Source organism: Extensimonas vulgaris, from assembly GCF_003337425.1.
In the GTDB taxonomy this organism is placed as follows: domain Bacteria; phylum Pseudomonadota; class Gammaproteobacteria; order Burkholderiales; family Burkholderiaceae_C; genus Extensimonas; species Extensimonas vulgaris.
Window position 1 is genome coordinate 81,033 of record NZ_QPJU01000006.1, and the last position, 25,819, is coordinate 106,851.

Consider the following 25,819-nt stretch of genomic DNA (forward strand, 5'->3'; position numbering starts at 1 on the left):
CATGAACATCGTCTTTGCCGGTACCCCCGAATTCGCCCGCGTCGCGCTCGCGCAGCTGCTGGCGGCGGGCTATCACGTGCCGCTCGTGCTCACGCAGCCCGACCGGCCTGCGGGGCGCGGCATGCAGCTGCAGGCTTCGCCGGTCAAGCAGCTCGCGCAAGCCCACGACATCGCCGTGGCACAGCCGCGCAGCCTGCGTCTGGAGGGCAAATACCCGCAGGACGCCGAGGCCGCGCGCGCCGCGCTGCTGGCGGCCCGGCCGGACGCGATGGTGGTCGCGGCGTACGGCCTGATCCTGCCGCAATGGGTGCTCGATGTGCCGCGGCTCGGCTGCCTCAATATCCACGCGAGCCTGCTGCCACGCTGGCGCGGCGCCGCGCCCATCCACCGCGCCATCGAGGCGGGTGATGCCGAAACCGGCGTGACCATCATGCAGATGGACGCGGGCCTCGACACCGGCCCCATGCTGCTCAGCGAGGCCACGCCCATCCTGCCGCAGGACACTACGGGTACGCTGCATGATCGGCTCGCCGCGCTCGGCGCGCGCCTGATCGTGCAGGCGCTGCAGCGGGCCGAGGCCGGGCAGCTGCAGCCCGTGCCCCAGCCCGAGCAAGGCGCGTGCTATGCGCCCAAGATCGAAAAGGCCGAAAGCGTGATCGACTGGACGCAGCCCGCGGCAGTGATCGAGCGTCGCATCCGCGCCTTCGACCCTTTTCCAGGTGCGAGCACCACGCTGGGCGCCGCGGTGCTCAAGCTCTGGCGCTCTGAAATCGTGAGCTATCAGCGCACGCCAGATGTGCCTTGCGGCCAGATTTTGTCTGTAAACGACGCGGGCATCACGGTGGCCTGTGGCACGGATGCGCTGCGCCTGACCGTGCTGCAGCGCACGGGCGGCAAGCGCCTGGCCGCCGCCGAGTTCTTGCGCGGCTTTGCGCTGCAGCCCGGGCAGGTGCTGGGCGCCGCGCCCGCTGCAACCCCATCGGCATGAGCGCGAGCATATGAGCGGCCAACGCGACCCGGCGCACGGTGACCGCGGCGGCACTCCAGCCGCGGGCGACGTGCTGTCGCTGCGCGCCCTCGCACGCGAGCCCGAGTTTCGCCTTGCCGCCAAGGACATGCTCGCCACGGCGCTGGGCATCAGCGCCTGGGGTCTGGTCACGGGCGTGGCCATGGTCAAGAGCGGCATGACGGTGTCCATGGCCATCGTCATGTCGCTGCTCGTCTATGCGGGCAGCGCGCAGCTTGCGGTGCTGCCGCTGCTGGCTACGGGCGCGCCGCTGTGGGTGGTCTGGCTCACGGCGATCTGCGTGAACCTGCGCTTCGTCATCTTCAGCAACCTCTGGCGCAGTTATTTCGTGCACCGCCCTTTGCTGCAGCGGCTGACCATAGGCTACTTGAGCGGCGACGCGATCTTCGTCTTTTTCATGCAGCGCTACCCAGAGCCGCGTCCCGCGCCGGGGCAGCTCGCGTATTTCTGGGGCGCGTCGCTGCTCAACTGGCTGGCCTGGCAGGTGCCCTCGATCGCGGGCATCGTGCTTGCCAATGCCATCCCGCTGTCGTGGGGGCTGGGTTTTGCCGGGGTGCTGGCGCTGCTGGGCGTGCTGCTGTCCATGCTGGTCGATCGCCCGGCCTGGGTCGCCACGGTGGTCTCCGCAGCGGCGGCGATCGCGGCGTTCGGGCTGCCGCTCAAGCTCAACATCCTGGTGGCGATCGCTGCGGCCGTCGCGGCCGGGCTGCTGGCCGAGGCGGCCGAACGCCGGCTGCGCAAGCCTGCCGTGGTGCTGCGCCCGGCGGGTTCGAGCGTGGCGGCCGATGCGGGCACGCCGCAGGCCATTCCTGCGCAGCCCACTGCCGACGCACCCACCCTGTCCACCAACGCCAGGCCCGCGGAGCGCACGCCATGAACATGGGCTGGGGCGAATACCTGCTGGCCGTGCTGGGGCTGGCCGCGATTACCGTGGTCACGCGTTCCTTCTTCATGCTCTCGCAGCGCGAGATGCCGCTGCCCGAATGGTTCAAGCGCGGACTCAAGTACGCGCCGCTCGCGGCGCTCACGGCGGTGATCGCGCCCGAGATTTTCATGAGCAATGGCCACCTCATCGCCACGCTGCGCGACGCGCGCCTGCCCGCGCTACTATGTGCGAGCGCCTACTACTTCTGGCGCCGCGGCATCCTGGGCACCATCGTCGTGGGCATGCTCGTGTATCTGCCGCTGCACATCGGCCTGGGGTGGTGAGGGCGGCGGACTTCAGGCTTCGATCTCCACGCTCCTAGAATCGACGCCTGTCTCCACCTTTCGCAGGCCTTTTCCTCATGAACATCCTTCGCTTTTCCGACCTGTGCGCGCAGGGAATCGTGCGCGGCAAGCGCGTCTTCATCCGCAGCGACCTCAACGTGCCGCTCGACGATGCCGGCCGCATCACCGAAGACACGCGCATCCGTGCCTCCGTGCCCTGCATCCAGATGGCGCTCGATGCAGGGGCGGCCGTGATGGTCACGAGTCACCTGGGCCGCCCGACCGAGGGCCAGTTCAAGCCCGAGGACTCGCTCGCGCCCGTGGCCGAGCGCCTTTCCGAGCTGCTCGGGCGCACGGTGCCGCTGTTGCGCGACTGGGTCGATGGCGTGCAGGTCGCGCCCGGCGAGGTCGTGCTGCTCGAAAACTGCCGCCTCAACGTCGGCGAGAAGAAGAACGACCCCGCGCTCGCACGCAAGCTCGCCGCGCTGTGCGATATCTACGTGAACGACGCCTTCGGCACCGCGCACCGCGCCGAGGCCACCACCTACGGCATCGCGCAATACGCGCCCATCGCCTGCGCCGGGCCGCTGCTCGCGGCCGAGATCGACGCCATCACGCGCGCGCTCGCCCAGCCCAAGCGCCCGCTCGTGGCCATCGTTGCGGGCTCCAAAGTCTCGACCAAGCTCACCATCCTGCAAAGCCTGGCGCAAAAGGTCGATCAGCTCATCGTGGGCGGTGGCATTGCCAACACCTTCCTGCTCGCGGCGGGCCTGCCCATAGGCAAGAGCCTGGCCGAGCCCGACCTCGTGAATGAGGCCAAGGCCGTGATGGCGGCCATGCGCGCGCGCGGCGCCGAGGTGCCGATCCCGACCGACGTGGTCACGGCCAAGGTCTTTGCCGCCGACGCCCAGGGCACCGTGAAGCCGGCCACGGCCGTCGAGGCCGACGACCTGATCCTCGACATCGGCCCCGAAACCGCGGCGCGCCTGGCCGCGCAGCTCCAAGCCGCAGGCACCATCGTGTGGAACGGCCCCGTGGGTGTGTTCGAGTTCCCGGCCTTCGAAAACGGCACGCGCACCCTCGCGCAGGCCATCGCCGCCTCGCCCGCGTTCAGCATCGCGGGCGGTGGCGACACGCTGGCCGCGATCGCCAAGTACGGCATCGAAAAGCAGATCGGCTACATCTCCACGGGCGGCGGCGCGTTTCTCGAGGTGCTCGAGGGCAAGACGCTGCCCGCGTTCGAGATTCTGGAAAAACGCGCGGCCGAGATGCGCCCATCCGCATAAGCACCGCGAAAAGGCACACCATGGACTTTCTCGAGCTGCTGCGCACGGCCACGGCCCAAAACGACTCCATGCTCTGCGTGGGGCTAGACCCCGACCCCGAGCGCTTTCCGGGCGCCTGGCGCGGCGACGCGCGCAAGATGTACGACTTCTGCGCCGCCATCGTGGACCACACGGCCGACCTGGTGTGCGCGTTCAAGCCGCAGATCGCCTACTTTGCCGCGCACGGCGCCGAAGAACAGCTCGAGCGCCTGCTGCAGCACATCCGCTGCCACGCACCGCAGGTGCCGGTGATCCTGGACGCCAAGCGCGGCGACATCGGCGCCACGGCCGAGCAGTACGCGAAAGAGGCGTTCGAGCGCTACGGCGCCGACGCCGTCACGCTTTCGCCCTTCATGGGCTTTGACTCGGTCGCGCCCTACCTCGACTACCCCGGCAAGGGCGCTTTTTTGCTCTGCCGCACGTCCAACCCCGGCGGCGACGACCTGCAAAACCAGCGCCTCGCGAGCGTGCCCGGCGAACCGCTGCTGTACGAGCACATCGCGCGCCTGGCGCAAGGGCCGTGGAATCGCAACGGTCAGCTCGGTCTCGTGGTGGGCGCGACCTACCCGGCCGAGATCGAGCGCGTGCGCGCGCTCGCGCCCACGCTGCCGCTGCTGATCCCGGGCGTGGGCGCGCAGGGTGGCGACGCCGCAGCCACGGTGCGCGCCGGGCTGCGCGCCGAGGGGCCGATCATCGTCAACTCCTCACGCGCCATCCTCTACGCCTCGACCAAAGAAAATTTTGCCGCGGCCGCGCGCGCCGAGGCGCTGCGCACGCGCGACGCCCTCAATGCGGCGCGTGCGCGCACGGCGTAGCACGCCTGCGCGGCATATCCTTCACTTGTCCACGAACGCACGCTCGACCACGAAGTCGCCGGGGGTCGTGGTGCTTCCTTCGTTGAAGCCGCGCGCCTCGAGAATGGTTTTGAGCGAAGCCAGCATGGCGGGGCTGCCGCACAGCATGGCGCGATCCACCTTGGGGTCGAGCGGCGGAACGCCGAGGTCGGCAAACAGCTTGCCGTTTTCGATCAAATCGTTGATGCGGCCCGCGTGGACATAGGGCTCGCGCGTCACCGTGGGGTAGTAACGCAACTGCGCACGCACCATGTCGCCGAGGATCTCGTGCTGCGGCAGCTCCTGCGTGATGTAGTCGTGGTAGGCGAGCTCGGCCACCAGACGCACGCCGTGCACGAGCACCACTTCGGCGAATTTTTCATACGTGGCGGGGTCGCGGATGATGCTCATGAACGGTGCCAAGCCCGTGCCCGTCGAAAAAAGGTACAGACGCTTGGCCGGCAGCAGGTAATCGATGAGCAGCGTGCCTGTGGGCTTCTTGCCCACGATGATGCTGTCCCCGACCTGGATGTGCTGCAAGCGCGAGGTCAGCGGCCCGTCGGGCACCTTGATGCTCAAAAATTCGAGATAGTTTTCGTAATTGGGGCTCACGATGCTGTAGGCACGCAGCAGCGGCTTGCCATCGACGAGCAGGCCGATCATCGTGAAATGACCATTGGAAAACCGTAGGCCCTGGTCGCGTGTGGTGGTAAAGCTGAACAAGCGGTCGGTCCAATGGTGAACGCTGAGCACGCGCTCTTCGTGGTATGCACTCATGGTTTGTGGGCGTGGAGAAGTGAACCTTGCCGAGCCAAGCCGCTGGCGGCGACCTGCGCGCAGACGAAACCCACGATTGTCCAACAAAGCTGCGCCGCTTTTTTGATGTGGGATGTTGCCGGCCCGGGCGTGAGTCCAATCTGGGATCATCCCCAAGGTCACTGCACGATGTGCAGCACACGCCGGTACTGAATGGCCTCGGCGACGTGCGTGAGCTGGGTGCTGTGCGCGCCGGCCAGGTCGGCGATGGTGCGCGCGAGCTTGAGCACGCGGTGCGTGCTGCGCGCCGACCAGCCCAGGCGCGCGGCGGCCTGCTGCAAAAAGGGCGCGGCCGCAGCGTCCAGCAGCAGGTATGCGTCGAGCTCCTGCCCCTGCAGCGCCTGGTTGGTCTTGCCCTGGCGCGCGAGCATGCGGGCGCGTGCCTGTTCCACGCGCGAGCGCAGGCTCGCGGTGCTCTCGCCTGGCGGCGTCTGCAGTAGCTGCTCTGGCGGTAGCGCGGGCACTTCGACGTGCAGGTCGATGCGGTCCAGCAGCGGGCCGCTGAGCTTGCCCTGGTAGCGCGCCACCTGGTCGGGCGTGCAGCGGCACACGCGCTGCGTCGCGCCCAGGTAGCCGCAAGGGCAGGGGTTCATCGCCGCGACGAGCTGGAACTGCGCCGGGTACTCGGCGCGCATGGCCGCGCGTGCGATCGTGATCTGTCCGGTCTCGAGCGGCTCGCGCAGCGCCTCGAGCGCGGCGCGCGGAAACTCCGGCAGTTCGTCGAGAAACAGCACGCCATGGTGCGCAAGCGAGATTTCGCCGGGCCGCGGCGGCGTGCCACCCCCCACGAGCGCCACGGCGCTTGCCGTGTGGTGCGGCTGGCGCGTGGGGCGCAGGCCCCACTGCGCGGGGCTGAAGTGGCCTGCAAGGCTCGCGATGGCCGCGCTTTGCAAGGCTTCGTCCAGCGTCATCGCCGGCAGCAGTCCGGCAAAGCGCCGCGCGAGCATGGACTTGCCCGAGCCCGGTGGCCCGACCAGCAGCGCGCTGTGGCCGCCGGCCGCGGCGATCTCCAGCGCACGCTTGGCCGCGGCCTGGCCTTTTACGTCGGCCATGTCGGCGCCGTCGCTGCCCTGCGCCATGGGCGTGGGCTGCAGGCGGCACCAGCCGTCCTCGTCCGTGTCGTCCGCCAGTGCGCCCGCCTCCGTGGGCAGGAAGGCGCGCACCACGTCAAGCAAATGGCGCGCACGCACCACCTGGGCGCCGGGCACGAGCGCGGCCTCTTCGGCGCTGCCGGGCGGCAGCACCAGCGTGGCTTCGACCTTCTGCGTCTGCAGTGCCAGACTGGTTGCAAGCGCGCCGCGCACCGGGCGCAGGGCGCCAGACAGGGACAGCTCGCCCGCAAACTCGTGGCCCGCAAGGCGCGCGCCGTCGATCTGCCCGCTGGCCGCGAGGATGCCCAGCGCGATCGGCAGGTCGAAGCGCCCTGAATCCTTGGGCAGATCGGCGGGCGCGAGGTTGACCGTGATGCGCTTGTTGTGCGGAAACTCCAGCCCCGCGTTGAGCAGCGCGGAGCGCACGCGCTCGCGCGCCTCCTTGACCTCGACGTCGGCCAGTCCGACCAGCGTGAAGCTCGGCAGGCCATTGGCCAGATGCACCTCCACGGTGACGGATGGCGCCTGCAGCCCCAAAAGGGCGCGGCTTTGCACCAAAGCAAGACTCATGAGTGAAGTTCTCCCCCCAAAGAAGTGCGCCGCACAGACTTCACCGTGTTTTTCTCTGCACGGCAGCCGCAGCGCTCAAGGTTTTGCGAATGTAACGGGTCATGGGCGCCCTGCACGCACATTGACCTGCATCGGGCCGTGTGTCATGCCGTCGATGGCACGGTCTGTGCTTCGTAGCCTGCAGCCCAGCCTTCACTCGATCGAGGGAGGAAGCATGAATTCCTGGCGGGTGCTGCCAACGCTTTTCGAAAGGAGTCGCAAATGAAAATGGTGACAGCCATCATCAAACCCTTCAAGCTCGACGAGGTGCGCGAAGCCCTCTCCGAGATCGGGGTGCAGGGCATCACGGTGACCGAGGTCAAGGGCTTCGGGCGCCAGAAAGGCCACACCGAGCTCTACCGCGGGGCCGAATACGTGGTCGATTTCTTGCCCAAGGTCAAGATCGAGGCCGCCGTCGCGGACGAGCTCGTCGAGCGCGTCATCGAAGCCATCGAAGGTGCCGCGCGCACCGGCAAGATCGGCGACGGCAAGATTTTCGTGAGCCACCTCGAGCAGGTGGTGCGCATTCGTACCGGCGAAACCGGCAAAGAGGCCCTGTGAGCGGCGCATCGCATCAGAGAGAGGAAAAGCCATGAAAAAACTACTCGCTTCCCTGGCGCTGGGCCTGAGCCTGTGGGCCGGCATGACGGCAGCCGGCGCGCAAACCCCGGAACCCGCTGCCAGCGCCCCCGCAGCCGCTGCATCTGTCGCATCCTCCGCGGCCCCGGCCGCAGCGCCCGCGGCGGCCGCTTCCACACCGGCACCCACGCCCAACAAAGGCGACACGGGCTGGATGATGGTTTCGACCATCCTGGTCATCCTGATGGTCTTGCCTGGCCTGGCCTTGTTTTACGGCGGCTTGGTGCGCAGCAAGAACATGCTGTCGGTGCTGATGCAGGTGATGGTGACGTTTTCGCTGATCGTGGTGCTGTGGTTCGTTTACGGCTACAGCCTGGCGTTCACCGAAGGTGGCCCCTTCATCGGTGGGTTTGACCGCTTGTTCATGAAAGGCATTTGGGACAACGCCGCCGGCACTTTTGCGAATGCGGCCACTTTCAGCAAGGGCGTAGTGATCCCCGAAATCGTCTATGCCGCGTTTCAAGCCACTTTTGCCGGTATTACCTGCTGCCTGATCGTGGGTGCCTTCGCCGAGCGCATCAAATTCAGTGCGGTCATGCTGTTCATGGCGCTGTGGTTCACCTTCAGCTACTTGCCCATCTCCCACATGGTGTGGTTCTGGATGGGCCCCGATGCCTATGCTTCCAAAGAAGTCGCCGACGCCATGACGGCCAAGGCCGGCCTGATCTGGCAGTGGGGCGCGCTCGATTTTGCCGGCGGCACGGTGGTGCACATCAACGCCGCCGTTGCGGGCCTGGTGGGTGCGTTCATGGTCGGTAAGCGCATCGGTTTCGGCAAGGAATCCATGGCCCCGCACAGCCTCACGCTGACCATGGTGGGCGCGTCGCTGCTGTGGGTAGGCTGGTTCGGCTTCAATGCCGGCTCTGCGCTCGAAGCCAATGGTTTCGCCGGTCTGGCGTTCATCAATACCCTCGTGGCCACAGCTGCCGCGGTGCTCGCCTGGTCCGTCGGTGAGGCGTTGATGCGCGGCAAGGCATCGATGCTGGGCGCGGCCTCGGGCGCTGTTGCCGGGCTCGTGGCGATCACGCCGGCAGCCGGCAATGTGGGCATAGGCGGCGCGCTGGTGGTGGGCTTGGTCGGCGGCTTCGCCTGCCTGTGGGGCGTGAACGGCCTCAAGCGCCTCATCGGGGCCGACGATACGCTCGACGTGTTCGGCGTGCACGGCGTGGGTGGAATCGTCGGAGCATTGCTCACCGGGGTTTTCAATGCTCCCGGCTTGGGTGGGCCTGGTTATGTGGCCGATTGGGTCACGGCGACGGGTGTGACAGCGGCAGACTATTCGATTGCCGCACAAGTCTGGACCCAAGCCAAAGCCGTGCTGTTGACCATCGTGTGGTCGGGCGTGGTGTCCTTCATCGCCTACAAGATCGTGGATATGACCATTGGTCTGCGGGTAACCGAAGAAGAGGAACGTGAGGGTCTGGATATCACCTATCACGGCGAGTCCGCGTACAACCGGTGAGCATGGCAGGGCTGCAGCAGCCCTGGGTGCTTTCCCGTTGGCCATGAAAAAAGCCCCCGAGGGGGCTTTTTTCATGGGTGCATCGGCAACGGATCAATAGCTGTCGCCGCCGTAGCCACCGCTGCGGCCGCCGCCATTGCGCGGGCCGGCACCGTAAGGGCTGCGGAAGCCACCTTCGCTGCGGCCGCCGCCATAGCCGCCGCCTTCACGGCCACCGCCGCTACGGCCGTAGCCGCCACCGCCGCCACCGCCACCGCCAAAGCCACCTCCGCCACTGCGCGGCGGACGAGGCTCCATGGGGCGGGCTTCATTGACCACGAGGCTGCGACCACCCATGGCTTGCCCATGCATGCCCTCAATGGCTGCCTGGGCTTCGGAATCGCTGCCCATTTCGACGAAGCCGAAACCCTTGGAGCGACCAGTGTCGCGCTCCATCATGACCTTCGCGCTGGTAACGGCACCGAATTGACTGAAGGTTTGCTCCAGATCGTTGTCGCGCGCGGAATACGGCAAATTGCCGACATAAAGTTTGTTGCCCATCGAGGGACTCCTCAAAAATACCTGAAAAACGCGATGGAGCCTCGAAAACGCAAGCCGCCCATTTCGATGAAACTTCTGCGCGGAAAACTCAACAGATCATCGCTCTACCAACACGGAGCAAGCTCCGTACGCCCATTATGACGCACAAGGCTTACAAAAAGGCAAGCGAATACATCGCCGCTGCTCGTCATTGCGTTGCATAAGAGCCTATTTCAGTGGTGCACATGCCCCATGCCATGGCCTTGCAGGTTGCGGTCAGGGGCGGCGCCTGCGTCCCAACGCTCGCCAAGCATTTGGTATATTGGCGCCAGCGCTGATTTGCCGTAGCTTGCGAGCGCTCTACAAATGCTGCTAAAGACTCGTCCGACCTTCCCGACCCGGCCCTGTTTTTAGTAGCGCCGGGTTTTTTTATGTCGTTCATCGCCACGCCCCAGACCATGCATTTCCCGGAGGCGCTGCCCCTGCAAAGCGGCGCGTCCATCCGCGACTACCACCTCGCCTACGAGACCTACGGCACGCTCGATGCCGCGCGCTCCAACGCGGTGCTGGTGTGCCACGCGCTCAACGCTTCGCACCATGTCGCGGGCGTGTATGAAGGGCAGCCGAACAGTGAAGGCTGGTGGGACAACATGGTCGGACCGGGCAAGCCCGTCGATACAAACCGCTTTTTCGTGATCGGCGTGAACAACCTCGGCTCGTGCTTCGGCTCCACGGGCCCCATGCACCGCAACCCCGATACGGGCCGCATCTATGGCGCAGACTTTCCCGTGGTCACAGTGGAGGACTGGGTGAACGCGCAGGCGCGGCTGCTCGATCGTTTGGGCATTGAACGGCTCGCGGCCGTGCTCGGCGGCAGCCTGGGCGGCATGCAGGCGCTGTCGTGGTCGCTGCAATACCCCGAGCGCGTGCGCCACGCCGTGGTGGTGGCGAGCGCGCCCAACCTCACCGCAGAAAACATCGCCTTCAACGAGGTCGCGCGCCGCGCCATCGTCACCGACCCGGACTTTCACGGTGGCCACTTTTACCAGTACGGGGTAGTGCCCAAGCGCGGCCTGCGCATCGCGCGCATGATCGGCCACATCACCTACCTCTCGGACGACGTGATGAACGCCAAGTTCGGGCGCCAGTTGCGCGACCGGCTCGAACCCAAATACAGCACGCAGGACATCGAATTCCAAATCGAGAGCTACTTGCGCCACCAGGCCGACAAGTTCAGCGAATACTTCGACGCCAATACCTACTTGCTGATCACGCGCGCGCTCGACTACTTCGACCCGGCGCGCCGCCACGGCGGCAACCTGAGCCTGGCGCTCGCGCCCGCGACGGCAAAATTTCTGCTCGTGAGCTTCAAGACCGACTGGCGTTTTGCCCCTGCGCGCAGCCGCGAAATCGTCAAAGCTTTGCTCGACAACAAGCGCAGCGTGAGCTACGCCGAAATCGACGCACCCCACGGACATGATGCCTTTTTGCTTGATGACGCCCGCTACATGAGCGTTATGCGCTCATATTTCGATAGTATCGCAAAGGAGCTCGCATGAGCGCGCAGGCCACCATGGAAGTGATCGCCAGCCTCGTGCCGCAGGGCGCGCGCGTGCTCGACCTGGGCTGCGGTGACGGCTCCTTGCTCTCGTATCTGCAGCGCGAGCGCGGCTGCAGCGGCTACGGCATAGAAATCGACGACGCCAACGTGCTCGCCTGCGTGCAGCGCGGCGTCGATGTGATCCAGCTCAACCTCGACGAAGGGCTGTCGATGTTCGGCGACCGCTCGTTCGACGTGGTGCTGCAGATCGACACCCTGCAGCACCTGCGCAACGCCGAAGTCATGCTGCGCGAAACCGCGCGCGTGGGGCGCACGGGCATCGTCGCCTTTCCCAACTTTGCGCACTGGCCGAACCGTCTTTCGGTGCTGCGCGGGCGCATGCCCGTGACGCGCCACCTGCCTTACCAGTGGTACGACACGCCCAACATCCGTGTGGGCACTTACGCCGACTTCGAGGTGCTCGCGCGCAAGAACCGTCTGCGCATTCTCGACGCCTTCGGCCTGCAGGACGGGCGCATCGTGCGCTTTTTGCCCAATGCGCGCGCGGGCACGGCGGTATTTCATTTCGAGGCGCAGCGTAGTCCCCGGCATCGGCCCTCATGCTGCTGCAGCGGCAAGTCCCAGAAACTCCAGCACAGCGGGCAGATGCGCGGCAAAGTCGCTGAGTCCGTGGTCGCTGCCTTCGAGCAATAGCAGTTTGGCGTGTGGATAGCGGGCGACCATTTCGCGCCAGTCGAGCAGCTCGTCGCCTTTGGCGATGATGGCGAACTCGGGCCCCGCGGGCGGAAGGCCGCGCGTGTCGAGCGCGCGCAGCTCATCGACATATTCGGGGCGGAAATAAAAGCGCTGGCTCGGGTCGTGCCAGGCGCTTTGTTCGCCGATGTAGCGGACCAGGTCGCGCGCCGGATCGACGGCCGGGTTCAGCAGCACGCTCGCGCAGCGCGCCTGCTGCGCCACCCAGCTTGCGTAATAGCCACCGAGCGAGGAGCCCACCACGGCCATGCGGGCGTGCGGCCAGTCGGCGATGCCCTGGCGCACCAGCTCCATCGCGGCGCGCGGCGAGGGCGGCAGCTGCGGGCACCACCAGTGCACCTCGGGGTGGTGGCGCGCGAGGTGCTGCGCCATCAAAGTGGCTTTGGCCGATTGCGGCGAGGAGCGAAAGCCGTGCAGGTAGAGCAAGTGGGTGGTTGGCATGGTGTGGGCTCCGAAATGAATGGCGAATGCAATGGTCTCTCGTGACGTGTGGCATCAGCGCCAGCTTGGGCGCCCATTGTGGGCCGCCGCGGATAATCGCGCCATGGCTGCCGTGATCGACAAACCCTCCCTTGCCCAGCGTGTCCTCATGCTGTTGCGTGGTTTCGATGCTCCTTTGCTCGTGCTCGTGGCGCTGCTTTCGGGTCTGGGCCTGTTGGCCATGTATTCCTCGGGCTACGACCACGGTACGCGCTTCATCGACCATGGGCGCAACATGCTGCTCGCGGCGCTGATTTTGTTCGTCGTGGCACAGGTGCCGCCGCAGAAAATCATGGTGCTGGCGGTGCCGCTGTACGCGCTCGGGGTGGCGCTGCTCGTGGCCGTGGCCCTGTTCGGCCTGACCAAGAAAGGGGCGCAGCGCTGGCTGGACCTCGGCGTGGTCGTGATCCAGCCGAGCGAGATTCTGAAGATTGCCATGCCCATGATGCTCGCCTGGTGGTTCCAAAAGCGCGAGGGCCAGTTGCGCGCGCTCGACTTCGGCGTGGCCGCGCTGCTGCTGGCCGTGCCCGTGGGCCTGATCATGAAGCAGCCCGACCTCGGCACGGCGCTGCTGGTGCTGGCTGCGGGGCTGTCGGTGATTTTCTTCGCCGGCCTGCCGTGGAAGCTGGTGCTGCCACCGGTGCTGCTGGGCGCCGTGGCCGTGGCGCTGATCGTCTGGTACGAACCCTCGCTGTGCGCCGAGGGCGTGCGCTGGCCGGTGCTGCACGACTACCAGCAGCAGCGTATCTGCACGCTGCTGGACCCCACGCGCGACCCGCTGGGCAAGGGCTTTCACATCATCCAGGGCATGATCGCCATAGGCTCGGGCGGGTTTTGGGGCAAGGGCTTCATGGCAGGCACGCAGACGCACCTCGAATTCATCCCCGAGCGCACCACGGACTTCATCTTTGCGGCGTTTTCCGAGGAATTCGGCCTCGTGGGCAACCTGGTGCTGATCACCTGCTTCGTGCTGCTGATCTGGCGTGGTCTGGCGATCGCGCTGCGCGCCAACACCCTGTTCGGGCGCCTCATGGCGGGGGCCGTGGCGACGATTTTCTTCGCCTACGCCTTCGTCAACACGGGCATGGTCAGCGGCATCCTGCCCGTGGTGGGCGTGCCGCTGCCTTTCATCAGCTACGGCGGCACGGCCATGGTCACGCTGGGGCTGGCGCTGGGTATTTTGATGTCGGTGGCGCGCGCGCAGCAGCAAGCTCCGCACACGCTCTCTAAAATCAGCGCATGACGTCCCACACTACCTCTGCCGCGCCACGGCGCGCCGCGACCGCCGAGCGCCTGGACATTGCGCGCGCGCTGCTGCTCGCGCCCTTCGGCCTCGACGAAAGCCACCTCAGCCACGCACTGGCCGAGATCCGCGCGCACCGCGTGGACGACGCCGACCTGTATTTCCAATACACGCGCAGCGAAGGCTGGAGCCTCGAAGAAGGCATCGTCAAGACGGGCTCCTTCAGCATAGACCAGGGCGTGGGCGTGCGCGCCGTGAGCGGCGAGAAAACCGCCTTCGCCTACTCTGACGACATCTCCGCGGCTGCGCTGCTCGACGCCGCGCACACCGTGCGCTCAATTTCGGCCTCAGGCAAGGCAGGACGTGCGCACGTAGCTACGCCAAAGATAGCGCCCAGCCGCAACCTCTACGCTGCCACCGACCCCATCGCCACGCTGGACAGCACGGCCAAGGTGGCCTTGCTCGAAAAAGTCGAGCAGCGCGCGCGCGCCAAGGACCCGCGCATCGTGCAGGTCATGGCGGGCTTGGCGAGCGAGTACGACGTGGTGCTCGTGGCGCGCGCCGACGGCACGCTCGCGGCTGACGTGCGCCCGCTCGTGCGCCTGTCGGTCACGGTGATCGCCGAGCAAAAAGGCCGGCGCGAAATGGGCTCGGCCGGTGGCGGCGGGCGCTTCGGGCTCGCGGTTTTCGACGACGCCTTGATCACCGAATACGTCGACCAGGCCGTGCACGGCGCGCTCGTGAACCTGGACGCGCGCCCGGCACCCGCGGGCGAGATGAGCGTGGTGCTGGGCCCTGGCTGGCCCGGCATCCTGCTGCATGAAGCCGTGGGCCATGGGCTCGAGGGCGACTTCAACCGCAAGGGCGCGAGCGCCTTCAGCGGCCGCATCGGCGAGCGTGTGGCAGCGCCGGGCGTCACCGTGCTCGACGACGGCACCATCGCGGCGCGGCGCGGCTCGCTGAACATCGACGACGAGGGCCACGTGAGCCAGCGCAACGTGCTGATCGAGGACGGCATCTTGCGCGGCTACCTGCAGGACGCGCTCAACGCGCGCCTCATGGGCGTGCCCGCCACGGGCAACGGCCGGCGCGAGAGCTACGCGCACATCCCCATGCCGCGCATGACCAACACCTACATGCTCGCCGGCGACAAGGAGCCCGCCGAAATCGTCGCCAGCCTGGAGCGCGGCCTGTACGCGACCAACTTCGGCGGCGGGCAGGTGGACATCACCTCGGGCAAATTCGTCTTCTCGGCGAGCGAAGCCTACTGGGTCGAAAAGGGCAAGGTGCTCTACCCCGTCAAGGGCGCAACCATCATCGGCAGCGGCCCCGAATGCCTCAAGCGCGTGCGCCTGATCGGCAAGGACCTGCGCCTGGACACGGGTGTAGGCACCTGCGGCAAAGAGGGCCAGAGCGTGCCCGTGGGCGTGGGCCAGCCGACCTTGCGCATCGACGGCCTGACCGTCGGGGGAACCGCGTGATTGCGGCTGCGCGCAGCGCAGGGTTGCGGGGATGTGCTACATTGGCAGCTATGCCAGTGCATCGCGCCTTTTATTTTTGGTTTTGGATCTCATCCCGAGGCGGCTGAGAGGCGAGCGCGCGAGCACACCAAACCTTCCCTGATCCACCGCCGACGCTGCAAAGCCCGGCGGTTTTTGTTTTTTTACCCCTTCGATTCCACCACCATTTCACGAGGAAGCATCCATGACAGCCCATGCCACCCCCGCCGGCGATGCCTGGTACCGCGGCACTGAAAAAACCAGCCTGACCGACGACGAACGCATCGAGGACATCACCGTGCTGCCTCCGCCCGAACACTTGATCCGCTTCTTTCCGATCCGTGGCACGGCCGTGGAGCGGTTGGTGAGCCACACGCGCAAGACCATCCACCGCATCATGCACGGCAAGGACGACCGCTTGCTGGTCATCATCGGCCCGTGCTCCATCCACGACCCGGCTGCGGCGATCGACTACGCGCGGCGCCTCGTGGCGGCGCGCACGCAATATGCCGACACCCTGGAGATCGTGATGCGTGTGTATTTCGAAAAGCCGCGCACCACCGTGGGTTGGAAGGGCCTGATCAACGACCCTTACCTCGACGAGAGCTACCGCATCGACGAGGGCCTGCGCATTGCGCGCCAGCTGCTCATCGAAATCAACCGCCTGGGCATGCCCGCGGGCAGCGAATTCCTCGACGTGATCTCGCCGCAATACATCGGTGACCTGATCTCCTGGGGCGCGATCGGCGCACGCACCACCGAAAGCCAGGTGCACCGTGAACTCGCTTCGGGCCTGTCGGCGCCGATCGGCTTCAAAAACGGCACCGACGGCAACATCCGCATCGCCACCGACGCCATCCAGTCCGCAGGCCGCCCGCACCATTTTCTTTCGGTGCACAAGAACGGTCAGGTCGCCATCGTGACGACCAAGGGCAACAAGGACTGCCATGTCATCCTGCGCGGCGGCAAGGTGCCGAATTACGATGCGGCCAGCGTCGCCGCGGCGTGCCACGAGCTTGAAGCGGCCAAGCTCAACCCCAGCCTGATGGTCGATTGCAGCCACGCCAACAGCAGCAAGCAACACCAGCGCCAGCTCGACGTCGCGCGCGACGTGGCGGCACAGATCGCAGGCGGCTCGCACAAGGTGTTCGGCTTGATGATCGAGAGCCACTTGTGCGCGGGCGCGCAGAAATTCACCCCCGGCAAGGACGACCCTGCGAAGCTCGAATACGGCAAAAGCATCACCGATGCTTGCTTGGGGTGGGACGATTCGTTGCACGCGCTCGCCGAACTCTCCGCCGCCGTGGTGGCGCGTCGCGCGCGTTGAGCAAGTCCGGCGCGCTTGCTGCGCCTCAGCGCTCCGGGGCCAGGGCCCCGGAACGTGCTGCCAGGTACAGCCCTTCGACGCGCGGCACGTTCTGCTCCAGCGTCTGGATGCGTTCGGGGCCGCTCGGGTGTGTGGAGAGAAATTCCAAGCCCGCGCCTGCGGCCACTTGATTCATCTTCTGCCACAGCGTCACCGCGGCGTGTGGGTCGTAGCCCGCGCGCGCGCCCAACTCGAGCCCTACGAGGTCGGCCTCGGTCTCGTCCGCGCGGCTGAATTTGAGCGCGAGCAGCCTGGTGCCCAAATCGGCCACGGTGTTGCCCAGTTCGCCCAGGCCAAGCAATTGCGCGCCGAGGGTGAGGCCCAGGCTGGTGGCGCGGGTCTTGGCGAGCTGCGCACGGGCGTGCTCCCGCAGCGCGTGCGCCATCTCGTGGCCCATGACCATGGCCGCCTCGTCGTCGGTGAGCCGAAGCTGCTCCAGGATGCCCGTGAAGAACGCGATCTTGCCGCCAGGCATGCAAAAAGCATTGATCTGCTTGCTGCCGATCAGGTTGACCTCCCAGCGCCATTGGGCTGCACGCGGGTTCCATTGCGGCGCGAACGGAATCAGGCGCCGCGCGATCGCGCGCAGGCGCAACAACTGCGGATGATTGTCTGGTGCAAGTGCACGCTTGGCACGTGCTTGCGCGAGCAGCTCGTGGTATTGCTCGGCCGCAGCCGATTCGAGCGCCTCGGCAGGGATCAGCGTGCGCAGACTCGAAGGTGGCCCGACGTCGATCTGCGCCCATGCGGGCCCCGCCAGCGCGGCACCGCTGGCGAGCACGAAGGCGCGCCGTGCCGACCAGGGCGAGGAAGGGGCGGGGCGCAAAGCATTGCAAAGCAGGCACATGCGGGGATCATAGAGACAAAAAATGGTCTCCTGCGCTAGTGTAGTGTTTGATGCTTGATGCGACAAATAAAACCGATGGATTTTTGGTCTGGGCAAGGCGCAAACCGCAGCGATACCGGGTGGTATCGCGAGGATTTGCAACGCGGCCCAGGCCGAAAAGACGCGGTTTTATGTCGCAAATAGCGTCGAACACTACACTAGCAGCCTGTCGGACTTTGGAATCGTCGGCTGCAAATGCGCCGCAGCGGCCCATTTTTTACCGTCTTCTTGCCCCATAGTCCCGCTATGGGGCTGCGAATCCGGCAAAAACTGGCCTCGCTGGGGCACATTCTCGCTTTCGACGCCCAAAGTCCGACAGGCTGCTAGATACCTGCCCGCAGCGGGGGCGCTGGCCGACGGATCCGGCAATGCGTTTTCTGCCTCCGGAATGTGCATTCGGTCGCGACCAAAAGCCAGCGCCCGCGTAGGCGCGCAGCGCCGCCTAACGGACAATCTGGGTTGAGGAAGGATTCGGAGGGGCGACCTCCGATGGGGCGGGTGGTGGGGATGTTTCGGTTGCCTGCGTGAGCATTGCCCCAGATGCCCCAGATGCCCCAGATGCCTGAGGTGTTGGGTGGGGAGATGCCGGCGGTGCTGCGATGCTGGCGGGTTGAACCGTTGCGGCTGCAGCTGCGGCTCCATGCTGCGAAGAAGCCGGAGCAGGTGCCGATGCCACCGTTGCCGGGATCGCTGGCGCATCGACAGCTTGGTCGAGGTTTGCACTCACCAGGGTAAACAGGCGGTCATATAGGTCAGGGTCGGTCACGGTTTTGCTCGACACCTTGACCATGGCGTCCATGCCGCCTTCGATGGGTAGCGACAGAGAAGCCAAGCTGGCCACGCCGACCGAAGCGGACTCTTTGGCTTTGCGGGCTACATACTGGTCCTCGACACCACTGATGAAAGCAACGCTGGTGTCCGGGCTGTCACGTTCTGGCACGCAAACGGCGCGAAACTCGAGCTGTACGTGGTGTTGGGGGTCCGGCTGGAAATATTTGCGTGCCGTGACTTGGTGCGCTGTGGCGGATGTCAGCTCGTAGCCCTGGCTCAGCAGCGCGCGCCGCACCGCTTCGCAAGTACGTCCAGGCGGTGCCTCATAGTGGCGCGAAAAAGCATCGGCATTGAATGCCTCAGGCTGGTAGTCCAGCAAAGGAACAGGCGCAGGCGCCAGATTGCTACAGCCCGCCAGGGCCACCGCCAAAGCGGCCCATGCGATCCGATGTATTCGCAGGAAGATGAAGCCCATTCGAACAAACCACCCAAATGCTTATGGTACTGCGGCGCAGCTGCACCTTGCTGGTAAAAGCGGTGCGTGAAGCGAAAACACGGCATCAGCAGCCATCTGAAACCTTTTTTGTTCAGTCCTTTTTGCTGTTTAGCCATTGATTGACAAGCGCGAGCAGCTATTAAAAAAGAAGCTAGTGCAGTGTTCGACGCTATCTGCGACATAAAACCGCGTCTTTTCGGCCTGGGCCGCGTTGCAAATCCTCGCGATACCACCCGGTATCGCTGCGGTTTGCGCCTTGCCCAGACCAAAAATCCATCGGTTTTATTGGTCGCATCAAGCATCAAACACTGCACTAGTGAGTTTTGGCCTTGCCGCGTCCCAGATGCCCGAGCGGCAGCGCGCCGCCGGCTTTGACCTCGCCGAGCGAAAAGCTCGTGTGCATGTCCTTGACGTTGGGCAGGTTCAGCAGCACCTCGCGCGCGAACTGCGAAAACCGTGCAAGGTCGGGCGCCACCACCTGCAGCTCGAAGGTGCCCGTGCCGCTGATGTAGTGGCACGACACCACCTCGGGGATGCGGCGGATGGCATCTTCCATGGCGCGCGTGAGGTCGCCGGTGTTGCGTTCGGCGTCCAGGCGCACGAAGGCGAGCACGCCCAGGCCGATCTTGTGCCGGTCGATCTCGGCGCGGTAGCCGCGGATAAAGCCCGCCTCTTCGAGCGCGCGCACGCGCCGCCAGCACGGCGCGGCCGACAGACCCACGCGCTGCGCGAGCTCGGCGTTCGTGAGGCGTGCGTCAGCCTGCAATTCCATGAGGATGGCAAGGTCAAATTTGTCGAGGGTCTCCAAGGCGGGCTCCATGGGCGCAAGATTCTTGCGCAGCATAGCCAAATTCGGGCAAAGAACGCAAAGAATTATCGGCGCTATCGCTCTACACTTTCCGCCCGAACGTCCGTTTGACGCGCTGCCACGCGATTGCTTTCGAGGTATGTTTCTTGCGAGCAAATGCAGCGCCCCGACAACCAGCCCATCGGAGACATCGCCATGAACGCCCCCTTGCCAGACCACATCCGCAAAGCCCTCGAAAAGGTTTCGCTCGACGACAAATACACACTCAGCGAAGGCCGTGCCTTCATGAGCGGCGTGCAGGCGCTGGTGCGCTTGCCCATGCTGCAGCGCGAGCGCGACGCGGCCGCGGGCCTGAACACCGGCGGCTTCATCAGTGGCTACCGCGGCAGCCCGCTGGGTGGCTACGATCAGGCGCTGTGGGCGGCCAAGAAGCATCTCGCCGAGCACCACGTGGTGTTCCAGCCCGGCGTGAACGAGGAGCTCGCCGCCACCGCCGTGTGGGGCACGCAGCAGCTCGACCTGTACCCGCAGAGCAAGAAGTACGACGGCGTGTTCGGCATCTGGTACGGCAAGGGCCCGGGCGTGGACCGCTGCTCGGACGTGTTCAAGCACGCGAACATGGCCGGCACGGCGCGCCACGGTGGCGTGATCGCCGTCGCGGGCGACGACCATGTGGCCAAGAGCAGCACTGCCGCGCACCAGAGCGATCACATCTTCAAGGCCTGCGGCCTGCCGGTGTTCTTCCCGAGCAGCGTGCAGGACATCCTCGACATGGGCCTGCACGCTTTTGCCCTGAGCCGCTTTTCCGGCCTCTGGGCGGGCATGAAGACCATCCAGGAAGTGGTCGAGTCGTCCTCCAGCGTGTCGGTGGATCGCGACCGCGTGCGCATCGTGCTGCCCGAGGACTTCGCCATGCCGCCCGGCGGCCTGCACATCCGCTGGCCCGACGCGCCGCTCGAACAAGAGGCGCGCCTCATGGACTACAAGTGGTATGCGGCGCTCGCCTACATCCGCGCCAACCGCCTCAACCACAACGTGATCGAAGGTCCGCACGATCGCTTCGGCATCATCGCGAGTGGCAAGGCCTACAACGACACGCGCCAGGCGCTGCTCGACCTGGGGCTCGATGACGACACCTGCCGGCGCCTGGGCATCCGCGTGCACAAGGTCAACGTGGTCTGGCCGCTCGAGGCCACGGGCACGCGCGCGTTTGCGCAGGGCCTGCAGGAGATCCTCGTGGTCGAGGAAAAGCGCCAGGTCATCGAGTACCAGCTCAAGGAAGAGCTCTACAACTGGCGCGACGACGTGCGCCCCACGGTGGTTGGCAAGTTCGACGAGTCCGACGGCGGCGAATGGGGCACGCCCAACCCCGGCGAGCACTGGCTGCTGCGCCCCAAGGCAGACCTCTCACCCGCGCTGATCGCGCGCGCCATCGCCAAGCGCCTCACCAAGCTCGGCGTGCCCGAGGACGTGGCCGCGCGCATGCAGGCGCACCTGGCCGTGCTCGACGCCAAGGAACGCGCCCTTGCCACCCCGGTGGCGCAAACGCCCGACCGCCTGCCGTGGTTTTGCAGCGGCTGCCCGCACAACACCAGCACGCGCGTGCCCGAAGGCTCGCGCGCCATGGCCGGCATAGGCTGCCACTACATGGTCGTGTGGATGGACCGCGCCACCGCCACCTTCACGCAAATGGGCGGCGAGGGCGTGCCCTGGGTCGGGCAGGCGCCGTTTTCCAAGGACGCGCATGTGTTCGCCAATCTCGGTGACGGCACCTACTTCCACAGCGGGCTGCTCGCAGTGCGCCAGAGCATCGCCGCGGGTGTGAACATCACCTACAAAATCCTCTACAACGACGCCGTTGCGATGACCGGCGGCCAGCCTGTCGATGGCACCATGACGGTGCCGCAAATGACGCGCGAGCTCGAAGCGGAAGGCGCCAAGAAGATCGTCGTCGTCACCGACGAGCCACAAAAATACGAAGGCGTGGCGCTTGCGCCCGGCGTTACGGTGCACCACCGCGACGAACTCGACCGCATCCAGCGCGAGCTGCGCGAAGTGCCCGGCTGCACCATCCTGATCTACGACCAGACCTGCGCCACCGAGAAGCGCCGCCGCCGCAAGCGCGGCACCATGGCCACGCCGCCCAAGACGGTGGTCATCAACGAGCTGGTCTGTGAAGGCTGCGGCGATTGTTCCGAGCAATCGAACTGCCTCTCGGTCGAGCCCGTGGAGACCGAATTCGGGCGCAAGCGGCGCATCAACCAGAACACCTGCAACAAAGACTTTTCCTGCCTCAAGGGCTTTTGCCCGAGCTTCATCACCGTCGAAGGCGGTACGCTCAAAAAACCCAAAAAAGAGAAGAAAGGCAGCCTCGCGGGCCTGCCCGACATCCCCGAGCCCACGCTGCCCGTGGCCGAAACGCCGTGGGGCATCGTCGTCGCGGGCGTGGGTGGCACGGGCGTGATTACCATAGGCTCGCTGCTGGGCATGGCGGCGCACCTTGAGGGCAAGGGCGTGGTCACCATGGACTCGGCGGGCCTCGCGCAAAAGGGCGGCGCCACCTGGAGTCACGTGCAGATCGCCAACCGCCCCGAAGCGCTGCATGCCACCAAGGTCGATACCGCGAAGGCCGACCTCGTGATCGGCTGCGATGCCATCGTCACGGCGCAAAAAACCACCCTGGCCGCAATGCTGCCCGGGCGCACGCATGTGGTGCTCAACAGCCACCACACGCCCACGGCTGCGATCGTGCACAACCCCGACTGGCAGTTTCCGCGCGGCAGCTGCGAAAGCGTGATCGCCGAAGCCGCAGGGGGGGTGCAAGCGGTAAGCAGCTTCGAGGCCGAGCAGGCCGCCGTGCAGCTGCTCGGCGACAGCATCTACACCAACCCGCTGCTGCTCGGTTACGCCTGGCAAAAGGGCTGGATTCCGCTCACCCGGCAAGCGCTGCTGCGCGCCATCGAGCTCAACGGCGTGCAGGTCGAAAACAACCAGGCTGCGTTCGAATGGGGCCGCCGCTGCGCGCACGAGCCCGCTGCGGTGCAGGCGCTGTACCAGGCCGCGCAGGTGATCGAGCTCGTGAAAAAACCCTCGCTCGCTGAAACCGTCGCCAGGCGTGTGGACTTCCTGACCGGCTACCAGAACGCCGCCTATGCCGAAAGCTACCGCGCTTTCGTCGAAAAGGTGCAGGCCGCCGAGGCGCGCCTTGGAGCTGGGCAAGGCTCCGGCACGCGCCTGTCCGAAGCCGTGGCGCGTTCGCTGTTCAAGCTCATGGCTTACAAAGACGAGTACGAGGTTGCGCGCCTGCACACCGACCCGGCCTTCAGCGCCAAAATCGCCGGCATGTTCGAGGGCGACTACACCATCGTGCACCACCTCGCGCCACCGATGCTGGCGAAGAAAAACGAGCGCGGCGAGCTCGTCAAAAAGCCCTACGGCCCCTGGGTGCGCCGCGCGTTCAGTGTGCTCGCCAAGCTCAAGGGCCTGCGCGGCACGGCGCTCGACCCCTTCGGCAAAACGGAGGAACGCAAGACCGAGCGTGCGCTGATCGACGAATACCGCGCCTGCATCGAAGAGCTGCTCGGCGGCCTTACGCCCGAGAAGCTCTCCCTCGCCGTCGAAATCGCGCGCCTGCCCGAAGGCATACGCGGCTATGGGCACGTCAAGGAGCGCAACCTGCAAGCCGTGCGCACCAAGTGGCAGGCGCTGATGGCGCAATGGCGCCAGGCACCGGCTGCGACCAAGGATGCAACTGCGGCGCAACGCCAAGTGGCCTGAAAACCAGGCCGGTCGAAAGCAGCAAAGCCCGTGCGTTTGCGCGGGCTTTGCTGTTTTTTAAGTAGCTTCCTACGCTTGATATATAAGGGCTTGGTGGCATTTTCACTTTAATTTTTCGATCCACGACCAGCGCCGCACTTGGCTTTCCCCTTTGCCAGGCAAGGGCTTTTGGATTTCGTGAAACTGAACCCGGGCTGCTCGTAAGGGTGTTTCCTAGCTTGTTGCAAACACTCATAGCGGCCATCATCGGGCGCACCGCCTAGTGACCACCCAAGAGTCGCTCGTGCGCCATCCCACAACCAGGAGACAACATGCGACGTCCGTTCAAGCCCCATCCGATCATTTGCGCGCTGGCCGCCGGTGCCTTGCTCGCCACGGCCCCCTGGGCCGCAGCGCAAAGCAAAGGGTCGCCCGCGCACATCCGTGCCGTGACGCAAAAAGTCGATGGCACCTTCATCCGCACCAACGAAGCCCAAACCAAGGACTGGCCCAACTACGGCCTGGACTACGCCGAAACGCGCTTCAGCAAGCTCGACCAGGTCAACACCGGCAACGTCAAAAACCTGGGCCTGGCCTGGTCGTACAACCTCGGCTCCAAGCGCGGAGTCGAAGCCACACCGCTCGTGGTGGACGGCATCATGTACGTCACCGCCTCGTGGAGTGTGGTGCACGCTATCGATGTACGCAGCGGCAAACAAATCTGGACTTACGACCCCAAAGTGCCGAAAGAGCTCGGCTACCGCGGCTGCTGCGACGTGGTCAACCGCGGCGTCGCCCTGTATGAAGGCAAGGTCTATGTGGCTTCGTTCGACGGCCGCCTGATCGCACTCGACGCTGCCACCGGCAAAAAGGTCTGGGAAAAAGACACCATCATCGACCGCAGCCACTCCTACACCATCACCGGGGCGCCGCGTGTCTTCAAAGGCAAGGTCATCATCGGCAACGGCGGCGCCGAATACGGCGTGCGCGGCTATATCACCGCCTACGACGCCAAGACCGGTGCGCAGAAATGGCGCTGGTTCACCGTGCCTGGCGACCCGAGCAAGCCCTTCGAAGACGAATCCATGGAGCGCGCCGCCAAGACTTGGGATCCGAGCGGCAAATACTGGGAAGTGGGCGGTGGCGGCACCGCCTGGGACACGCTGACCTTCGACCCCGAACTCAACCTCATGTACGTAGGCACGGGCAACGGCAGCCCGTGGTCGCATCGCAAGCGCAGCCCTGCGGGCGGCGACAACCTGTACCTGGCCTCCATCGTCGCGCTCGACCCCGATACCGGCAAATACGTCTGGCATTACCAGGAAACCCCCGGCGACAACTGGGACTACACCTCCACCCAGCCCATGATCCTGGCCGACCTCAAGATCGATGGTGCGCCGCGCAAAGTCATCCTGCATGCGCCCAAGAACGGCTTTTTCTACGTCATCGACCGCACCAACGGCAAGCTCATCTCGGCCAAGAACTTCGTCGATGTGAACTGGGCCACGGGCTACGACGCCAACGGCCGTCCAATCGAGACGCCCGAGGCGCGCCCCGAAGGCAAACCGTACGACGCCATCCCCGGCCCCTACGGCGCGCACAACTGGCACCCCATGTCGTACAACCCGCAGACGGGGCTGGTCTATCTGCCGGCGCAGAACGTGCCCACGAACCTCATGGACGACAAAAACTGGAGTTTCAATGGCAAAAACCTAGGCGCTCCAGGTTCGGGCATGGGCTGGAACACGGCCGAGTACCTGAATGCCGTACCACCCAAGAGCAAGCCCTTCGGGCGCCTGATCGCCTGGGACCCGGTGCAGCAAAAAGCCGTCTGGACGCAAGAGCATGTCTCGCCCTGGAACGGCGGCACGCTGACCACGGCAGGCAACCTGGTGTTCCAGGGCACGGCCGACGGGCGCTTCGTCGCCTACAACGCCAAGACGGGCGAAAAGCTCTGGGAAGTCGCCACCGGCACCGGCGTCGTGGCAGCCCCATCGACGTATATGGTCGATGGCAAGCAATATGTGTCGATTGCCGTCGGCTGGGGTGGCGTGTACGGCCTCGCACAGCGCGCCACCGACCAGATCGGCCCGGGGACGGTCTATACCTTCGTGCTCGACGGCAAAGCGCCCATGCCCTCCTTTGTGCAGCAGCGCAATGACAAGCTCCTCAGCGGCGTCAAATACAACCCGGCAGACATCCAGGCCGGTACGGCTCTGTACGTGAGCTACTGCGTGTTGTGCCACGGCGTGCCTGGCGTGGATCGCGGCGGCAACATTCCGAACCTGGGCTACATGGACGCCTCGCTCATCGAACACTTGGACAAATCCATCTTCAAAGGCCCCGCGATGGAGCGCGGCATGCCCGACTTCTCGGGCAAGCTGAGCATGGAAGACGTGCAAAAGCTCAAAGCCTTCATCCAGGGCACCGTCGATTCGATCCGCGCCAACGCCAAGCAGTGAAGTCGCGCAGCGCTGCGCTGCCGCCTCCAGCGGCAGCGTTTGGTTCGCCTGGACGTACGCCAACAAGGATGCAGCGCAGTGCTTTGCCTTGGAGCGAACGCTTTGCCTAATCCCGCTTTGCCTAAGTCATGTTCGCGTATCTGGCGTTTGGCCGGCCGACTCGGCACATGCGGCGTACTTTGGTGGGTCGCAGCTGCCACGGCCCAAG

The 25,819-nt window shown here is 65.6% G+C and carries 20 protein-coding genes and 1 pseudogene; 14 read left to right on the plus strand and 7 right to left on the minus strand.

The features are described from left to right. Position 1: 1 nt before the first annotated feature. The 5 genes from fmt to pyrF all read left to right on the plus strand — a co-directional run bounded on the left by fmt (position 2) and on the right by pyrF (position 4,376). Positions 2-988: a methionyl-tRNA formyltransferase gene (fmt, locus tag DFR45_RS09690; protein WP_114483515.1), complete on the plus strand. Its 987-nt coding sequence runs from the start codon at positions 2-4 to the stop codon at positions 986-988. A 10-nt stretch (positions 989-998) separates the two neighbouring features. Continuing rightward, positions 999-1,904 (plus strand): AzlC family ABC transporter permease, encoded by a 906-nt coding sequence (locus DFR45_RS09695; protein WP_114483516.1) that lies wholly within the window; start codon positions 999-1,001, stop codon positions 1,902-1,904. Then, positions 1,901-2,236: an AzlD domain-containing protein gene (locus DFR45_RS09700; protein ID WP_114483517.1), complete on the plus strand. Its 336-nt coding sequence runs from the start codon at positions 1,901-1,903 to the stop codon at positions 2,234-2,236. Before DFR45_RS09695 ends, DFR45_RS09700 begins: the two co-directional genes overlap by 4 nt. 77 nt (positions 2,237-2,313) lie before the next feature. Continuing rightward, on the plus strand, positions 2,314-3,522 hold the full coding sequence (locus tag DFR45_RS09705) for a phosphoglycerate kinase (protein ID WP_114483519.1): 1,209 nt from the start codon (positions 2,314-2,316) through the stop codon (positions 3,520-3,522). A 20-nt stretch (positions 3,523-3,542) separates the two neighbouring features. Next, complete coding sequence (gene pyrF / locus DFR45_RS09710; protein WP_114483520.1) at positions 3,543-4,376, plus strand: orotidine-5'-phosphate decarboxylase; 834 nt, start codon at positions 3,543-3,545, stop codon at positions 4,374-4,376. Between the two features lie 21 nt (positions 4,377-4,397). Here the strand turns inward: pyrF and DFR45_RS09715 are convergent, their stop codons facing one another. After that, a complete protein-coding gene (locus DFR45_RS09715; protein WP_114483521.1) occupies positions 4,398-5,171 on the minus strand; it encodes a ferredoxin--NADP reductase in 774 nt (257 codons plus the stop codon). A gap of 158 nt (positions 5,172-5,329) precedes the next feature. Continuing rightward, positions 5,330-6,871 carry a YifB family Mg chelatase-like AAA ATPase gene (locus tag DFR45_RS09720; protein ID WP_114483522.1) on the minus strand — a complete coding sequence of 514 codons (1,542 nt, stop codon included), beginning with the start codon at positions 6,869-6,871 and terminating at the stop codon, positions 5,330-5,332. Between the two features lie 261 nt (positions 6,872-7,132). Between DFR45_RS09720 and glnK the strand changes: the two genes are divergently transcribed. Both glnK and amt read left to right on the plus strand, forming a co-directional pair. Next, on the plus strand, positions 7,133-7,471 hold the full coding sequence (glnK, locus tag DFR45_RS09725; RefSeq protein ID WP_114483524.1) for a P-II family nitrogen regulator: 339 nt from the start codon (positions 7,133-7,135) through the stop codon (positions 7,469-7,471). Positions 7,472-7,502: 31 nt separating this feature from the next. Continuing rightward, positions 7,503-9,011, plus strand: a complete 1,509-nt coding sequence (gene amt / locus DFR45_RS09730) for an ammonium transporter (RefSeq protein WP_114483525.1) — start codon at positions 7,503-7,505, stop codon at positions 9,009-9,011. A 93-nt stretch (positions 9,012-9,104) separates the two neighbouring features. Here amt and DFR45_RS09735 read toward each other — a convergent pair whose 3' ends face one another. Beyond that, positions 9,105-9,551, minus strand: a complete 447-nt coding sequence (locus tag DFR45_RS09735; protein ID WP_114483526.1) for an RNA recognition motif domain-containing protein — start codon at positions 9,549-9,551, stop codon at positions 9,105-9,107. Between the two features lie 410 nt (positions 9,552-9,961). Here DFR45_RS09735 and metX point away from each other — a divergent pair, with 410 nt between their 5' ends. Beyond that, on the plus strand, positions 9,962-11,089 hold the full coding sequence (gene metX, locus DFR45_RS09740) for a homoserine O-succinyltransferase MetX (RefSeq protein ID WP_114483528.1): 1,128 nt from the start codon (positions 9,962-9,964) through the stop codon (positions 11,087-11,089). Next, positions 11,086-11,661, plus strand: a pseudogene (metW, locus tag DFR45_RS09745) (methionine biosynthesis protein MetW); the annotation flags it as partial. The gene metX and the pseudogene metW, both read left to right, overlap by 4 nt. Positions 11,662-11,688: 27 nt before the next feature. Here metW and DFR45_RS09750 read toward each other — a convergent pair. Continuing rightward, positions 11,689-12,285, minus strand: coding sequence for a YqiA/YcfP family alpha/beta fold hydrolase (locus DFR45_RS09750; RefSeq protein ID WP_114483531.1), 597 nt, complete (start codon positions 12,283-12,285; stop codon positions 11,689-11,691). A 103-nt stretch (positions 12,286-12,388) separates the two neighbouring features. Here DFR45_RS09750 and rodA point away from each other — a divergent pair, with 103 nt between their 5' ends. The 3 genes from rodA (at position 12,389) to DFR45_RS09765 (ending at position 16,393) form a co-directional block, all read left to right on the plus strand. Beyond that, positions 12,389-13,567, plus strand: coding sequence for a rod shape-determining protein RodA (gene rodA, locus DFR45_RS09755; RefSeq protein ID WP_114483533.1), 1,179 nt, complete (start codon positions 12,389-12,391; stop codon positions 13,565-13,567). After that, on the plus strand, positions 13,564-15,048 hold the full coding sequence (tldD, locus tag DFR45_RS09760; RefSeq protein ID WP_114483534.1) for a metalloprotease TldD: 1,485 nt from the start codon (positions 13,564-13,566) through the stop codon (positions 15,046-15,048). Before rodA ends, tldD begins: the two co-directional genes overlap by 4 nt. Positions 15,049-15,271: 223 nt before the next feature. Then, a complete protein-coding gene (locus tag DFR45_RS09765) occupies positions 15,272-16,393 on the plus strand; it encodes a 3-deoxy-7-phosphoheptulonate synthase (RefSeq protein ID WP_114483535.1) in 1,122 nt (373 codons plus the stop codon). A 25-nt stretch (positions 16,394-16,418) separates the two neighbouring features. Here DFR45_RS09765 and DFR45_RS09770 read toward each other — a convergent pair whose 3' ends face one another. The 3 genes from DFR45_RS09770 to DFR45_RS09780 form a co-directional block, all read right to left on the minus strand. Beyond that, the gene (locus DFR45_RS09770; RefSeq protein WP_114483536.1) at positions 16,419-17,279 is read right to left on the minus strand and encodes a M48 family metallopeptidase; all 861 of its coding nucleotides are present in this window, start codon (positions 17,277-17,279) and stop codon (positions 16,419-16,421) included. A 481-nt stretch (positions 17,280-17,760) separates the two neighbouring features. Then, complete coding sequence (locus DFR45_RS09775) at positions 17,761-18,564, minus strand: DUF2242 domain-containing protein (protein ID WP_114483537.1); 804 nt, start codon at positions 18,562-18,564, stop codon at positions 17,761-17,763. 334 nt (positions 18,565-18,898) lie between these two features. After that, positions 18,899-19,393, minus strand: a complete 495-nt coding sequence (locus DFR45_RS09780) for an Lrp/AsnC family transcriptional regulator (RefSeq protein ID WP_114483639.1) — start codon at positions 19,391-19,393, stop codon at positions 18,899-18,901. Positions 19,394-19,588: 195 nt separating this feature from the next. Here DFR45_RS09780 and DFR45_RS09785 point away from each other — a divergent pair, with 195 nt between their 5' ends. Further along, on the plus strand, positions 19,589-23,170 hold the full coding sequence (locus DFR45_RS09785; protein ID WP_114483640.1) for an indolepyruvate ferredoxin oxidoreductase family protein: 3,582 nt from the start codon (positions 19,589-19,591) through the stop codon (positions 23,168-23,170). Between the two features lie 311 nt (positions 23,171-23,481). Then, on the plus strand, positions 23,482-25,611 hold the full coding sequence (locus DFR45_RS09790; protein WP_114483539.1) for a PQQ-dependent dehydrogenase, methanol/ethanol family: 2,130 nt from the start codon (positions 23,482-23,484) through the stop codon (positions 25,609-25,611). Positions 25,612-25,819: the final 208 nt, after the last annotated feature.

Excerpts from the sequence above, each read along its gene's own strand:
- fmt (WP_114483515.1), top strand. The coding sequence starts at position 2 with ATGAACATCGTCTTTGCCGGTACCCCCGAATTCGCCCGCGTCGCGCTC.
- DFR45_RS09695 (WP_114483516.1), top strand. The coding sequence starts at position 999 with ATGAGCGGCCAACGCGACCCGGCGCACGGTGACCGCGGCGGCACTCCA.
- DFR45_RS09700 (WP_114483517.1), top strand. The coding sequence starts at position 1,901 with ATGAACATGGGCTGGGGCGAATACCTGCTGGCCGTGCTGGGGCTGGCC.
- DFR45_RS09705 (WP_114483519.1), top strand. The coding sequence starts at position 2,314 with ATGAACATCCTTCGCTTTTCCGACCTGTGCGCGCAGGGAATCGTGCGC.
- pyrF (WP_114483520.1), top strand. The coding sequence starts at position 3,543 with ATGGACTTTCTCGAGCTGCTGCGCACGGCCACGGCCCAAAACGACTCC.
- DFR45_RS09715 (WP_114483521.1), bottom strand. The coding sequence starts at position 5,171 with ATGAGTGCATACCACGAAGAGCGCGTGCTCAGCGTTCACCATTGGACC.
- DFR45_RS09720 (WP_114483522.1), bottom strand. The coding sequence starts at position 6,871 with ATGAGTCTTGCTTTGGTGCAAAGCCGCGCCCTTTTGGGGCTGCAGGCG.
- glnK (WP_114483524.1), top strand. The coding sequence starts at position 7,133 with ATGAAAATGGTGACAGCCATCATCAAACCCTTCAAGCTCGACGAGGTG.
- amt (WP_114483525.1), top strand. The coding sequence starts at position 7,503 with ATGAAAAAACTACTCGCTTCCCTGGCGCTGGGCCTGAGCCTGTGGGCC.
- DFR45_RS09735 (WP_114483526.1), bottom strand. The coding sequence starts at position 9,551 with ATGGGCAACAAACTTTATGTCGGCAATTTGCCGTATTCCGCGCGCGAC.
- metX (WP_114483528.1), top strand. The coding sequence starts at position 9,962 with ATGTCGTTCATCGCCACGCCCCAGACCATGCATTTCCCGGAGGCGCTG.
- DFR45_RS09750 (WP_114483531.1), bottom strand. The coding sequence starts at position 12,285 with ATGCCAACCACCCACTTGCTCTACCTGCACGGCTTTCGCTCCTCGCCG.
- rodA (WP_114483533.1), top strand. The coding sequence starts at position 12,389 with ATGGCTGCCGTGATCGACAAACCCTCCCTTGCCCAGCGTGTCCTCATG.
- tldD (WP_114483534.1), top strand. The coding sequence starts at position 13,564 with ATGACGTCCCACACTACCTCTGCCGCGCCACGGCGCGCCGCGACCGCC.
- DFR45_RS09765 (WP_114483535.1), top strand. The coding sequence starts at position 15,272 with ATGACAGCCCATGCCACCCCCGCCGGCGATGCCTGGTACCGCGGCACT.
- DFR45_RS09770 (WP_114483536.1), bottom strand. The coding sequence starts at position 17,279 with ATGTGCCTGCTTTGCAATGCTTTGCGCCCCGCCCCTTCCTCGCCCTGG.
- DFR45_RS09775 (WP_114483537.1), bottom strand. The coding sequence starts at position 18,564 with ATGGGCTTCATCTTCCTGCGAATACATCGGATCGCATGGGCCGCTTTG.
- DFR45_RS09785 (WP_114483640.1), top strand. The coding sequence starts at position 19,589 with ATGAACGCCCCCTTGCCAGACCACATCCGCAAAGCCCTCGAAAAGGTT.
- DFR45_RS09790 (WP_114483539.1), top strand. The coding sequence starts at position 23,482 with ATGCGACGTCCGTTCAAGCCCCATCCGATCATTTGCGCGCTGGCCGCC.